This is a genomic window from Aquiflexum sp., assembly GCF_041749095.1.
GTDB lineage: Bacteria > Bacteroidota > Bacteroidia > Cytophagales > Cyclobacteriaceae > Aquiflexum.
Genome location: NZ_JBGTCA010000387.1, coordinates 1 through 14,084 on the forward strand (window position 1 = coordinate 1; position 14,084 = coordinate 14,084).

Below are 14,084 nucleotides of genomic sequence, written 5' to 3' on the forward strand. Positions count from 1 at the left end.
CGTCGGCGTTGTAAAAGATTTTATAATGAGATCGCCTTTTGATGAGGTTTTACCGATTTTGGTTTTTGGTCCCAAACGAAATCTGAGTTTTATCCATGTCCGTCTTAATCCTGGAGAAAATGATTCTGGGATGTTGGGAAATGTTGCTTCGGTATTTGCCAAATTCAATCCAGGAGCTCCTTTTGACTACAATTTTGTGGACCAAGTCCATGCCCGGAAGTTTGAATCCCAGAAGCGGACTGCGGAGTTGACAGGATTGTTTACCGTCTTGGCAGTACTCATTTCTTGTATGGGACTTTTTGGATTGGCCACTTTCATTGCAGAACAGCGGAGAAAAGAAATTTCGGTCAGGAAAGTTCTTGGGGCATCCATCCCCGGATTGGTCAGGTTGATATCTTCCGAATTTACCAAATTGGTCTTGATTGCAGTATTGTTGGGCGTGCCTGTAACATGGTATCTTATGGATTCCTGGCTGGAAACCTTTGATTATAGAATCTCCATTGATTGGAAAATTTTCCTTTGGACGTCAGTGGTTGCTTTGCTTATCGCCTTTTTGACCGTCAGTTCACAGGCAATTAAAACTGCCTTGGTCAATCCGGCTAAGATATTGAAGGATGAGTAGGGGAGAGGTATGAGGTTTGGAAGTGGGAAGTTGGGAGATCATTTTAGATTTTAGATTTGGGGTATGAAGGGTGAGGGGGGAAAGGATGAAGGATGAAGGATGAGGGAGGAATTTTAGATTTTAGATTTTAGATTTAAGATTTGGGGTATGATGGATAGAATGATAGAATAGAAATAAAGTGGATATATGCTTCAGAAATAAAGTGGATATATGCTTCGCGATATAAAATGGAAATAGGCTCAACCACGGTAGACAGGTGCTGGAAATAAAGTAGATATATGCTTCTCGAAATAATATGGATATAGGCTTTGCCACAGCAGACAGGTTCGCAATATATGCGATATATACACAGAGCGGCAGACAAGTGTGGGATATAAAGTAGATATATGCTGTACGATATAAAATGGATATATGCTTCCGAAATATGATGAAATATGTTTCAAAATATAAATGGGATTTAGAGATGATGTTGGATTTGGGGAATCAAAATATTTCTATTTATATCTATGTATTACTACCATATTTCAATAATCAATAACAAGCTTACCAATTAACCATCATAACCATGCTAAATAACATCTTCAAAACAGCTATTAGAAACCTTAGCCGAAATAGGTTTTATGCATTTCTGAATGTTACTGGATTGTTGTTGGGGATGGCTGTGATCCTGTTGGTATTCCTGATCTATTCCTATGAAACCAGCTTTGACACCTATCATGCTGATGTGGACCGAATATACCGGATAAATACCAGGACAGATTTTAACGGCTCCAAAATGGATAACCGAGGAGCTCCACGGCCTTTGTATGAGCTGTTGGATGAGATTCCGGAAATAGAAAGTTTGGGGATATATAAAACCTATGCGTTGGGCAAATGGAAGGCAATTAGGGGGGAAGAAAGTTTTGATATTGATAATCCATTGGCTTCAGGAGTCAATCCTGGGTATTTTGAACTTTTTGATTACCAATGGTTGGAAGGTGATGAAAAATCAATTTTCAAAAATCCCAATGGAGTGGCCATTTCCAGGACATTGGCGGAAAACCTGTTTCAGGGAGAGGTGATTGGGAAGGAATTGGCAGCAGTATACCATGACTATGATACAAAAAAAGATATTGCCTTTAATTTTCAGGTAGTGTCTGTATTTGATGATACCAGACCCAATACAGACTTTAATTCCCGGATCTTAATACCATTTGAACCCTACCAGGATTTTATGGGGATATCCAATGAGTGGGGCAGCATCACTTCCAATTTTCAACTTTACCTGAAGTTGGATAAAAACGCTGAAAGTGAGGACACCATTGAAAAGATTGAGGGATATATCAATACAAAATTCCGGGAGGCCGAAAATTCTTTTATCCACAAGTGGGAATGTTCCTTGATGCCATTGTTGGACATACATTTTGATGAAACCTTTGGGCATGATAACCCCAGAAAGGCCACTAAATCCAATTTGGGTATTTTATTGATCGTGGGCATTATTGTTCTCCTTTCTGCCTGTATCAACTTTATCAACCTTTCCACTGCGTTTTCATTTGCCCGCTCCAAGGAGGTGGGAATACGAAAAGTAGTTGGAAGTCCGAGGATTTGGTTGATAGGTCAATTTATGGTGGAAACACTGCTTTTGGTAATACTTGCGGGATTTATGTCTATGATCCTGATTGACTTGGTGGTCCCGCATTTGAGATCGATATATGAATTGGGTCTCCAGGAAAGTCTGTTGCGGTATTTCCTTTCAAAACCTGAATTTTATGCCTTTTTCTTGGGTTTTGTCATACTGCTTTCAGTACTCAGCGGGCTGTATCCTGCTTTGGTGATTTCAGGTTTCAATCCCATCAAGGCTTTCAAATCAAATCCAAGCAATAATAAATCTGGTCTGGTTCTGAGAAGGACTTTGGTGGTGGTCCAGATATCCTTGTCCATGGTTTTGGTATTTGGTACTTTACTGGTCAATAGTCAAGTCAGTTACTTCAAATCCAAAGACCTTGGTTTCAACCATGCCCATACAGGATATTTCTACCTGCCATCTTCGACGGAAATGGAGGAAAAAGCCAAGCTACTTAAGGAAAGGGTAAAATTGTTGCCTTTTGTGGTAGAAGTTTCCACAGGAGGGAGTACCATCATCAGTACAGGTTGGTCGAGCAGGACAGTAGAATTTGAAAGGGATGGGGAATTACAAGAGGCCTTTTTCGATACCAAGTCAGTAGATTCGGAATATTTCAAAACTTATGGAATGAAATTTTTAGCTGGGGAAGCTTACGAACCTGAGCAACAGGAGGTAATGGTGGTCAATGAATCTTTGGCCAAAGAAATAGGTGCATCCAAACCGGAAGATGCAATAGGGAAGGAATTGATGATGAATGAAAAACCTTGGAGAATTACGGGTGTGGTTTCTGATTTCCATTTCCAACCACTTAAAAATGAAATCAGGCCCATTATGTTTCCAAAACAAGACGTAGGACCATTATTGTCATACCGGTTTTCTGAAGGAGATTTTCAGGCCAATACTCAACAAGTGGTCGAAATGGCCAAGGAGTTATTTGGAGTAAATGAAATAAAAACCCAAACTGTATCAGAGGTGGTTTCTGGATTTTATGGAGATGAGGAAAAACTGATCAAAGTTTTAGGCCTTTTTACATTGATGGCTTACTTGATTTGTGCCTTGGGATTGGTCGGTTTGGTTTCTTACCTGGCATTCCAAAAAAGAAAAGAAATTTCCATCCGAAGGGTATTTGGAGCAGGAATCGGACAAGTTACTGCTGCCATGATGAAGGAATTTGTGATTTTGGTGGTAGTGGCTGCCTTTGTGGCCATACCTGTTGCCTGGTTCTTGGGAGAACAATGGCTGGCAAATTTTCCTTATAGAACCGGTATCGGATTTGAAATAATACTCGGAGTGATACTTATCAGTTTGTTCTTCGCTGGCCTGACCGTTTTCTTCCAGTCCCATCAGGCGGCAAGAAGGAATCCTGCGGATAATTTAAGAACAGAATGAAAAATAGTAGATATATAGTTGATATATGCTGTGCGAAATAAAATGGATATATACTTCGTGATATAAGATTGATATATGCTTTGCGATATTTGTTCGGAATGGCAGACAGGTGTGAGATATAAAGTGGATAAATGCTTTGCGATATATGATTGATATATGCTCTGCCACGGCAGACAGGTTCGCGAAATATGATGAAATGTGTTACACGATATAATTGGGATTTAGAGCTGATGTTGGATTTAGGGTATCAAAATATTTCAAATTATATCAATATATCCCGAATCGCCTTCGCTCTCGGGATCTTCGCTCCGCTACGATTTCCACCATATTTCAATAGTCAAGAATCTATAATCTAATACCAAGATAACCATTATCTAAAATACATATGCTAAAGAACATCTTCAAAACCGCCCTCAGAAGTTTCCGGAAGAACCTTTCCATTTCATTGATCAATGTGATTGGTCTTGGAGTGGGATTGGCGACCTGTATTCTCCTGCTTTTGTACATCTGGGACGAAAGCAGTTATGACAAGCATCACAGGGATTTGGATAATCTATATAGGGTTGCCATCAATTTTCCGGATGGAAGATCAGCCTCCTCCCCGGCACCCATGGCATTTGCCATGAAGTCAGCTTTTCCTGAAGTGCTGCAGTCGGCCAGGTTGCTGAAATACCCCATGTTGGAGACCATGATTCTCAACTACGAAGATAAGGGCGGCTTGAAGATTTTTAACGAGACCAACGGCTATTATGTGGATTCCACCTTTTTTGATGTTCTGACTTATGAGTTTGTCTCCGGAAATCCAAAAACAGCCCTGTCAGAAAATAATACCATGGTTCTTTCCAAGACCTTGGCAGTAAAAATTTTCGGAGAAAAAAACCCCATCAACGAGGTCATCACCATAGGTTTGCCCGAAGGAAATTTTGACTATACGGTCAAAGGGGTTTTTGTCGATTCCCCAAAATCACATATCCGGGCAAATTTCTTTCTATCCATCATCAATTCTGACATCGGAAATTGGGTCAGCTCGGAAACTTCCTGGCCAAACAACAACATGTTCCATACTTATTTCAGGTTGCAGGAAGGCAAAACAATAGATGAGATGGAATCCAAGATGCAGGACTTTTACCAAAGCAAACTGGAAGAATCGGCATCAGTAGGGGTTACCCTTTCCCTGTTTTTACAGCCGGTACAGGATATTTACCTCAAATCGGACCTCGGTTATGAAGTTGATATTAATGGCAACTATAGAAATCTTTTTGTATTTGGCTCCATCGGTTTTTTTGTGCTTTTGATAGCCTGTATCAATTTCATGAACCTTTCTACTGCCAGGTCTGAAAAGAGGGCAAAGGAAGTTGGCGTAAGAAAAGTAATAGGGGCAGGGAAATATGAACTGGTCAAGCAATTTATGGGGGAGTCTATTCTCATGAGTATTATCTCATTGTTTTTAGCTTTTCTGCTGTTGCTGCTGTTATTGCCAATGTTCAACAATGTGGCTGAAAAATCCCTTGATTTATTCGGTAACCCTCTTTTGTTTCCCATTATTTTAGGATTGACACTTTTGACGGGAGTGATGGCTGGCATTTATCCTGCTTTTTATTTATCAGGTTTCAAGCCTGTTGCCATATTGAAAGGAAGTAAGGGAAACGGTTTTGCAGCAGTTTCTATCAGGAAGGGATTAGTGGTGTTTCAGTTTGTGATTTCAATTGCACTGATTGCCATGGCATTTATCATACAGGGACAGATGAGTTTTTTGGTGGACAGCAACCTGGGTTTTGACAAAGAGCAACAGTTGATCGTTCCCCTTCAAAGTGAGGAATCCAGGGCCAATTTTGCCGCTTTCAAAACCCAATTGGAGAGTCAGCAGGGTATCAGAATGGTAAGTGGGGGATCTTCTTATCCCGGACTGAAAATTCTTCAGGATTGGTTATTGTATTCGGAGGGAAAAACCGTGGATGATGTTGTAGATGTGTATATCAACCGTGTTTCCAATGATTTCTTTGAAGTGCTTGATCTCGAATTACTTGCAGGAAGAGGATATACAGAAGAATTTACAGAAAATAGCGGGAGGTTGGTTATCAATGAGACTGCTGCAAAGGCGTATGGGTTTGAGGTAGAAGATGCGGTTGGAAAAATCCTGAACATGGATTGGCGTGGAGAAGTCGTACCATGGGAAATCATCGGGGTTGTCAGGGATTTCCATTTCGAAAGCCTTCACACTAACATCAGGCCATTGGCTTTTCCCTACACGGGTCAACCACCATTTCTTGTGGCCAAAATTGAAACTGATAGGATGGCGGATTTGATTTCATTTGTGGAACAAACCTGGAAATCCGTAAATCCGGCCACTCCCTTTGCTTATTCCTTTTTGGATCAGGATTTCATGAGAAACTATGAATCCGAAAAAAGGACTTCTACCATTATCCTGTATTTCACCATTATTGCCATTTTGATTTCCTGCATCGGACTGTTTGGATTGGCGGCATTTACAGCCGAACAAAAAACCAAGGAAATCGGAATCAGAAAAGTTTTGGGTGCCACCACTTGGAACATTACTACTTTGGTGTCAAAGGAATTTCTGGTTTTGGTAATGGTGGCCATTCTGATAGCGGCACCTTTGGGCTATTTTGCTGCTGAAAAATGGTTGGAGAATTTTGCCTATAAAATAGACCTTAGCATCTGGGTCTTCGTGATTTCCGGATTGGTGGCCATTTTGATTGCCTATGGAACGGTAAGTTTTCAGGCGGTCAGAGCAGCTTTGGCGAATCCGGTGGACTCTTTGAAATCCGAGTGAGGGAAGGGAAGGATGAAGGATAAGGGATGAAGAAAAAGGGGATTTTAGATTTTAGATTTTAGAATTTAGATTTAAGATTAGGGTTTGAGGGATGAGGGTGTGTAAGGTAAAAGGATGAGGGAGAAAGGACAAGGTGGTGCGTCATTGCGAGTCCCCAACATTTTGTAAATGTTCAGAAAAGGTAATGACATCAAATCGGGCTGCAGACCTCTCCTGACGTCGAGGTGACAAGGCAAAGTCCTTTAAAGAATTGAATGCTATTTATAGTTCTAAACCATCATATGAATATCTGTCATTGGTAGGAGCACTTGGGAAACTTTGTTATTTTGAACAGTCCTTCGTGCGACGTGTCAATCTCTTTAGATGAAAGATGAGGGGGTGAAACAAAAGAAAAACAATAAAAAAAGTATCAAGTAAATTCAGGACGGGACAATATTTCAAGAGCCAAGAAACAAGAGCTAAGATGCGAGAACCGAGAGACGAGATGCGAGAGACGAGATACAGGAAACAAGAGACAAGAACAAGAGCTAAGATTCTAATATGGGATTTTGTGATGGATAAAGGTAGTGGGGTTTCGTCATTGCTAGGAGCACTTGAGAAACCTTGATTTTTTGACTAGACCTACGTGCGACGTGGCAATCTCTGTGGAGAAGATTGAGGTAGGTGGAGCGAGATACGAGATGCGAGAGACTAGGATCAAGAACCAAGAATCAAGACAAAGAACAGAGAGGCAAGATGAGAGAGTTAGGAGGGATATGAAAAGAAGGTGATTGGAAACAAAAGAATGTAACCAACAGGTATTGTTTAGGTCTATAATTACAAGTTTTATGCCTTTTCTTTATTTTGTGGAAATTGTTAAATTGGGGGATGGAAATGGACGAAGATAGATTTTTGTTAAAGGAACCTGATATAAGTTATGGGAACTATACTTATGCAGATTATCTGAGGTGGGATTTTGAGGAAATAGTTGAGCTAATTAAAGGTAAAATCATTAAAAAAGCTGCAGCGGCGCCAAGAAGAATTCATCAAAGATTGGCAGGAAATCTTTACAACGAATTTCATCAGTTTTTAAAAGGAAATAAATGTCAGGTTTATTTTGCTCCTTTTGATGTCCGGCTTCCCATAAAATCCAAGAAAGACGATAAAATTCTTACTGTCGTTCAGCCTGATATCTGTGTGGTTTGTGACATGGAAAAGTTGGACGATAGGGGCTGTATCGGTGCTCCTGATCTGGTAGTGGAAGTTTTGTCACCGGGCAACAAGCAACTTGAACTCCAAAAAAAATATGAGGTTTACGAAGAATCGGGAGTAAAGGAATATTGGCTGATGGATCCTGAGGGACAGACCCTCTTGATATACACGCTAATTCAAGGAAAGTACCAACCCTCGCGATTGATGACTTCCGGGGATACCGCAAAATCTTCAGTAATCCTAGGATTTGAATTGGATTTGGAGGCGTTTTTTAATGAAATCAAATAATATTTATTGTGATTAATGATTTTTAGAATTCGGTATTTTGTCCCTTACTAAATATTGTATTCTCAAAAATGAGATTTTCGAAAAGCATTTATATGGTTACTTTTTTTCTTAACAAAGATTGAATGATATTAATATTAAATGAAAATGCAATGAACATGAATAGTTTAAACAATAGAACTGCCTTGATAACCGGTTCAACAGATGGAATCGGTAAACAGACAGCCTTAGGTTTGGCTGAAAGAGGATGGGATGTAGTTTTAACCGGAAGAAATATTGATAAAGGCAACAGCATGCTTACTGAGTTGAAAAAAATCAATCCCTATGGAAATTTCAACTTCTATTCTGTCGATTTTTCTTCACAGAAATCTATCCGATCTTTGGCAGATAGAATTAACAATGAAATTCCATTTATCCATGTGTTGATCAATAATGTAGGCTTATTCACCTCCAAAAGAAAGGAATCAGTCGATGGTATGGAATTGATGCTTGCGGTCAATTATTTATCTGCTTTTTTATTTTCCAATCTACTATTGGAAAAGTTGAAAAAATCCATGAAAACAAGAATTGTGAACGTGACCGGAGGGGCTTACAAATTTGGAAAGGTTAATTTCGAAGATTTAAATCATAAGAAGGGGTTCGGATCGTTCAAAGCACTTGGTCAGGCCAAACTTTGCAATATCTTATTTACCTATGAATCGGAAAGGAGATGGTCAAAATTCGGAATTCATTCCATTGCTGTTGATCCGGGTGCAGCCAAAACCCCTGGACAGAATGAACATTCCATTTTCCTGTTAAAATGGTTACTTCCATTAATCGGAACATCAACAAAAATTGCTGCATATTCATCTATCGAAGCCGCCACCTCTTCCATTTACGAAGGCGTCGGCGGAATATTTCTAAACAAGAAAGGAAAACCTGAAGAGTCATCCACATCCTCAAAAGATGAAAATGCAGCAAGGGAATTATGGGAAATGAGCTGCAAAATGGTAAACATTTCTCCCAAATAACTACCTGTTTAAAATGGGGCAATTACTGAAAATATGTTTTAACCTTTTTTGATCCCTAAGATATTCTGTCCTTTGGCGCCGAAATAGGCTGCGGACTTGGCAATCTTTGCATCATGGAATACATCATATTGCATCCCAAATCCCATCCAGATAAACCCGGCGTTTTTGATATATTCCCGGTATTCCGTTTTGGTCACTGCACCGGCGACACAGTTGGTCCATAGATGGATGAGTTCCTTGGAGGTTTCAGGAACAGGGATGTCCAACATGACATCTGCGATGCGGAATTCACCGCCTGGTCTTAAGACTCTGTGTATTTCTTTGTAAACCTGTTCTTTGTCAAGGCAAAGGTTGATAACTCCATTGCTGATGACCAAGTCCATGGATTCGCTTGGGATTGGGAGATCTTCTGCATACCCTTTTACAAATTGTATATTGGTACATTCAGCTATGATGGCGTTTTTTCTCGCCTGTTCCAGCATTTCCTCTGTCATATCAACTCCTGTGACCATAATAGATCTATGGGTCAGAATGGAGGCGTAAATACTGTCGAAGCCACAGCCACTACCTATATCCAATATTTTTGAGCCTTTAGGAGGTTCATCAATGTGAAAGGGATTTCCGACACCTGCAAAAGGTCTTATGGCACTTTCGGGGATTTGGGACATGATATCCTCGGTATATCCCAACCTTTTGGCAAGTTTCCTGCCGGAGGTAAAATGAATGGTATGATTAGGATCGCAGGCAACTGCTTTATATTCTGTCATGATAGCTTCCCTGAGTTCTTCTCTGCTGAACTTGGAAGCATTTTCAGTTTGAATTTGCGTATTCATGGTGTAAATGGTTTCATTGGTTTATGTTTTTTAGATATTAGTTTTAAATAGTCTCCCACAGAATCAGCAGGACATATAACTTTTTGGGAGCTTTCCATAGTAAGTTATCCTACCAAATCTGCGGGAGACTCTAGTTGATCTTATCAACTTTATTTAGAATTTGAATCCGACTTGCACGGGAACTTTGTTGGTCACAATGTCGAAGACAGGAGATTTTAAGACAAAAGATTCCAATTTCATTCTTTCTTCCTGGGTCAGATCTCCTTGGATGTCAAAGGACACCCTGATTTGCTGATAGCCGTTTCTGATCTGATCGTTCAGGCCAAGAAAGCCTTGAGCATCCAAATCACCTTCCAATTTGGATTCAATGCTATCCACTTGAATGCCATGGGCAGCGGCATGTAATGCAATGGTTGTGGTCATGCATCCTGCCAATCCATGGAGAATATATTCCACAGGGTTGGCACCCTCATTGTTGCCCAAAAGGACAGGAGGCTCGCTGTTGTCATAGACAAAAGGTTTCTTGCGGGAACTGTCCTCCTGACCTGCGCCATAGAATCCTTGGATGGAGCTTCTGTTGTGTCCTCCTTTGATCCATTTGTTGCTGACCCGGAATTCAAATTTGGCCAAGCTTGGGTCAGCCTGAAGGGCCTGTACTGTTCCGACAATATCAGCAGGATTGAACCCATTAACCTGGTCGGATTTGTTTTTCTTTTTGGAGCCATTGTCCAAATCAACTTTTACTACCTTCACCTCTTTGGTGTCGGGAAGGATGTGTGCTTTTCCGATATGGAAAGTAGCAGCAATCATCAATAAGGCAAAAACGCCTTTTTTTGAAAACAGGCAATTCATTAAATTTTTCATGGTGTTAATTTTTTTTGGTTATACATGCAACACCATTTGCCAGCAGTATGCCAATAGGGGAAAAGTCTTTTTTTAGCCGATTTAGGTAGTTTTTGATTGGCGAAAAATCGAGAGTAGCGAGTTTTCGTGAGATGGACTCACGAAATCCCGTTACTGGTAGTTATGAAAATCAGCATTTACAGAAAGCGTTTGTCATTGGGGCATTGGTCTTTCAAGGCCAAAAACTTTTATTTTGGAATTTAAGGTGGTAGGAGGGATTCCCAACAAAGCGGCGGCACCGGAATTCCCGGAAATTTTCCATGAGGTTTGTTCAAGGGCAGCAATGATATTTTGCTTTTCCAGTTCTTCCAGTTCCTGAACAGTCAAAACTCTTTTTACGTTAATTTGGGTGTGGTTATTGTTTTCTAATTCCTCCAATGGAAAATTATGGGGAAGAAATCTTTCCAAATGAAGATGGCCATCTTTGGATAATATTACCGCCCGCTCTATCACATGCTGTAGTTCTCTAATATTTCCCGGCCAATTGTAGTCTAGAAGCATATTGCTTATTTCATGATTGATTGGGAAGATTTTTTTACTATTGGCCTTGCTGAATTTTTTGATAAAAAGATCTGCCAATAGCAGGATATCCTTTCCCCTTTTTCTAAGTGCGGGCAAATGGATTGGAATGACCTTCAATCGGTAGTATAGGTCTTCCCTGAATGTCCCTTCCTTGACCATGGATTGCAAATCCCTGTTGGTAGCGGCGATCACCCGCACATCCACTTTGATGGTGCGGTTGCCACCCAAGGTTTCGAATTCCCCTTCCTGCAATACCCTCAACAATTTTGGTTGTAGGTCCAAAGGCAATTCTCCTAATTCATCAAGGAAAATGGTTCCTCCGTCAGCCAATGAAAATCTGCCCTCACGCCTCTGCAAAGCTCCGGTAAAGGCTCCTTTTTCATGACCAAAAAATTCGCTTTCAATCAAGTTGGCAGGAATGGCTGCACAGTTGACTATAATTAGGGGTTTGTCCTTTCTTGTGCTTTGATGATGGATTTCTTTGGCAAATACTTCTTTACCTGTCCCTGATTCACCAAGCAATAAAACTGTGCTGTTACTTTTTGCTACCTGTTGGATATCATCTTTGATTTTCTGGATAGCAGGACATTCTCCCAAAATAGAATCGGAGGCGATATTACCAATTCTTTGGGAATCTTCCTCAAGAATTTTAATCCTTTGCTCGGCACGTCTAAGTTCCTTAAAATCCCTGATCAAAATGGTGAGAAACAACTCAGAGTTTATCCAATAAGAACAAAATGATGCTTCGACTGGAATTGTTTGGCCATTGGTATTATATAAGTTCAGTTCTTTTCTAATTGCTACACTATTCTCTTTGACTGATGGATTTTTGGCATTTTTTAAAATATTTCTCAGTACAGAGGAACTTTCTGTTTCAAAATGGCTGAACAATAGACTCCCTTCCAAATCCTCCATGGGCATTCCCAATAACTGGCAACTCGCCGGGTTGGCCATGCTGACAAATCCCAATTCATCAACCTCCAAGATCGCATTATGCATGTTGCTGATCAAAGTGGATAAACGGAGTTTTCTTTCCTGCAATGCCTCAAAAGTCCGAAGCCGTATAAGTTCGGCATTTGCCCGCTGAACAAAAAGACTAAATACAGCTTCTTGTTCTTTGGTAGGATGCAAGGGGGCGTCATGCAAAATGGCCAAGTGGCCGATGACTTTCCGGTTTTCATCAAAAAGCGGATACCCCATATAACTGACGGCATTCAGCGGGGTAAGGTCTGGATCCAAAGGGAAAAGCTGTACCACATTTTCAGGCACCAAGAGGCAATCCCTGCTCTCAACTACCTTGGCACATGGCGTATTGACAATATCATATTCATAATGGTCCACATATTTTCCGGCCAACCAAAATGCATAGGATTTTAGCCGCTGTTCTTTCTCAAGTAGCTCAGTTACCCATGCACCTTTGACTTCTAAAGCTTCAGAAAGATGCCTGACCAATACCCTGAAATAATCCCTTCCAAATTGGGAATGGGTATGTTCCACAATTATGCGGATCATTCGGTCGGTTGTTTCAGTTGATTGGGTTTTTATCGACATCGTTTAGGATAAGTATATATATCGATGATATTATTCCCCTTAATGTTGCATAGATATTGACTCACAGATACCACAGATTTCGACAGAAAAAGAAAGTTTCATCTGTGGAAATCCGAGTGATCTGGAAGAATTAAATTACTCAAGGTTTCTGCTTCGTCAATGCTTTCAATGAGACTTATTCCAATAAATCCTCAAATTATTAGTGGATCTTCCCGAAGCAATGATATCGGGTTTTCCATCCCCGTTGAGATCGGCTATTTGAAGATCCTCACAGGCCATGCCGTTTTTGTCCAGCCAGTATTCCTCAAATTCAGCGAAAGAGCCATTTTTTGGCGTATATATTTTGATTCCGATGTCTCCATTATTGTTGGGAACCCTCCAACCGGCTACAACCTGATTGACACCATTTCCCAAAAAATCCCCCCAACCGATGGCATGACCATCTTTCAATGAGGCATCCAATTCTATCCTTGTTGGATGATCATTGTTGATTTCCTTTGTTTCATAAACTGCGACCATATTTCCGTGCATGGGTTCTACAGTCGATAAAGCTTTTTTGCCGCTTGGTAAATGCTGCAATCTCAGTTCCCCGACTGCATTATCTTTCACCAAGCGCTCCACCTTGGAATGGTTTGACCATTTACCGTCTTTGAAGGAAAAAACCTTTACACCTTCCCTTCCTCCGATCAAAATCGATTCACCTGAATCATCCTCCAACTCCACAATATCCAAGTTATGCGTGAGGTGCATGGAAGCGTCTATTAGTTGGGTAGTCCAATCTTCCTTGGGATCTTTCGGCGGTTGATAAGCCAAAACCCTTACTCCGGCACCTTGCCCCATTTTATTGCCACGTCCATGTAAGGGGAGGACTATCAGTTGGTAATTGTTATCCGAAGTCTTTGCCCAGCGCATGCGGTGGACAGTAGGCTCATGGTGGAGTTGGACCGGGGTCCATTTTTGGGTTGGGTCATCGGGGCGGATCAGGTAATGAACCGAGCCTGATTTTTCAGGATCGGAAGTTTCACCCGGATTCCACTGTGCACCCACTGCCACTTCCACTTTTCCATCTCCATTGATATCCCTTGCCGCGATGCAAACGTTGTCAAACTCGGTCAGGTTCTCGACCATCACAAATCGTTTCCAATCCCCATTTCGGTACCAGACCACCTCCGTTTTGTCCACCAAAAGAATATCCGGTTTCCCATCACCATCCACATCGCCGATTGCTAGGCCATACCCAATGGCAACATTGCCATCGATTTCTTGGGTTTCGAATTTGGGTTCGTTGGGGTTTTGAGTCATAATAAAGTAGAGTAAGAAGAGTAAGTAGTTCATCTGCTGAGGTTTTGGGATAGATTAAAGGTAAAAAAAAGTCCGG

General features: G+C 40.9%; 9 protein-coding genes. 5 read left to right on the top strand and 4 right to left on the bottom strand.

All coding sequences use genetic code 11. From position 1 onward, the window contains the following. The 5 genes from ACEW8O_RS17520 to ACEW8O_RS17540 all read left to right on the top strand — a co-directional run. Positions 1 to 622: ABC transporter permease (locus ACEW8O_RS17520; RefSeq protein WP_373495923.1), on the top strand; the 622-nt coding region annotated here is incomplete at its 5' end. Positions 623 to 1,187: 565 nt separating this feature from the next. Continuing rightward, positions 1,188 to 3,617 carry an ABC transporter permease gene (locus ACEW8O_RS17525; RefSeq protein WP_373495924.1) on the top strand — a complete coding sequence of 810 codons (2,430 nt, stop codon included), beginning with the start codon at positions 1,188 to 1,190 and terminating at the stop codon, positions 3,615 to 3,617. 385 nt (positions 3,618 to 4,002) lie between these two features. Continuing rightward, complete coding sequence (locus tag ACEW8O_RS17530; RefSeq protein ID WP_373495925.1) at positions 4,003 to 6,411, top strand: ABC transporter permease; 2,409 nt, start codon at positions 4,003 to 4,005, stop codon at positions 6,409 to 6,411. A gap of 867 nt (positions 6,412 to 7,278) precedes the next feature. Next, positions 7,279 to 7,890, top strand: coding sequence for a Uma2 family endonuclease (locus tag ACEW8O_RS17535; protein WP_373495926.1), 612 nt, complete (start codon positions 7,279 to 7,281; stop codon positions 7,888 to 7,890). Positions 7,891 to 8,045: 155 nt separating this feature from the next. Further along, positions 8,046 to 8,897, top strand: a complete 852-nt coding sequence (locus tag ACEW8O_RS17540) for an SDR family NAD(P)-dependent oxidoreductase (RefSeq protein WP_373495927.1) — start codon at positions 8,046 to 8,048, stop codon at positions 8,895 to 8,897. 38 nt (positions 8,898 to 8,935) lie between these two features. On the opposite strand, the gene ACEW8O_RS17545 is transcribed toward ACEW8O_RS17540, so the two are convergent. The 4 genes from ACEW8O_RS17545 to ACEW8O_RS17560 form a co-directional block, all read right to left on the bottom strand. Further along, complete coding sequence (locus tag ACEW8O_RS17545) at positions 8,936 to 9,730, bottom strand: methyltransferase domain-containing protein (protein WP_373495928.1); 795 nt, start codon at positions 9,728 to 9,730, stop codon at positions 8,936 to 8,938. A gap of 153 nt (positions 9,731 to 9,883) precedes the next feature. Beyond that, positions 9,884 to 10,594 (bottom strand): OsmC family protein, encoded by a 711-nt coding sequence (locus tag ACEW8O_RS17550; protein WP_373495929.1) that lies wholly within the window; start codon positions 10,592 to 10,594, stop codon positions 9,884 to 9,886. A gap of 192 nt (positions 10,595 to 10,786) precedes the next feature. Then, positions 10,787 to 12,667 (bottom strand): sigma 54-interacting transcriptional regulator, encoded by a 1,881-nt coding sequence (locus tag ACEW8O_RS17555; RefSeq protein WP_373495930.1) that lies wholly within the window; start codon positions 12,665 to 12,667, stop codon positions 10,787 to 10,789. 204 nt (positions 12,668 to 12,871) lie between these two features. Beyond that, a complete protein-coding gene (locus tag ACEW8O_RS17560) occupies positions 12,872 to 14,041 on the bottom strand; it encodes an FG-GAP-like repeat-containing protein (protein ID WP_373495931.1) in 1,170 nt (389 codons plus the stop codon). Positions 14,042 to 14,084 lie beyond the last annotated feature (43 nt).

Excerpts from the sequence above, each read along its gene's own strand:
- ACEW8O_RS17540 (WP_373495927.1), top strand. The coding sequence starts at position 8,046 with ATGAATAGTTTAAACAATAGAACTGCCTTGATAACCGGTTCAACAGAT.
- ACEW8O_RS17550 (WP_373495929.1), bottom strand. The coding sequence starts at position 10,594 with ATGAAAAATTTAATGAATTGCCTGTTTTCAAAAAAAGGCGTTTTTGCC.
- ACEW8O_RS17525 (WP_373495924.1), top strand. The coding sequence starts at position 1,188 with ATGCTAAATAACATCTTCAAAACAGCTATTAGAAACCTTAGCCGAAAT.
- ACEW8O_RS17535 (WP_373495926.1), top strand. The coding sequence starts at position 7,279 with ATGGAAATGGACGAAGATAGATTTTTGTTAAAGGAACCTGATATAAGT.
- ACEW8O_RS17545 (WP_373495928.1), bottom strand. The coding sequence starts at position 9,730 with ATGAATACGCAAATTCAAACTGAAAATGCTTCCAAGTTCAGCAGAGAA.
- ACEW8O_RS17555 (WP_373495930.1), bottom strand. The coding sequence starts at position 12,667 with ATGATCCGCATAATTGTGGAACATACCCATTCCCAATTTGGAAGGGAT.
- ACEW8O_RS17530 (WP_373495925.1), top strand. The coding sequence starts at position 4,003 with ATGCTAAAGAACATCTTCAAAACCGCCCTCAGAAGTTTCCGGAAGAAC.
- ACEW8O_RS17560 (WP_373495931.1), bottom strand. The coding sequence starts at position 14,041 with ATGAACTACTTACTCTTCTTACTCTACTTTATTATGACTCAAAACCCC.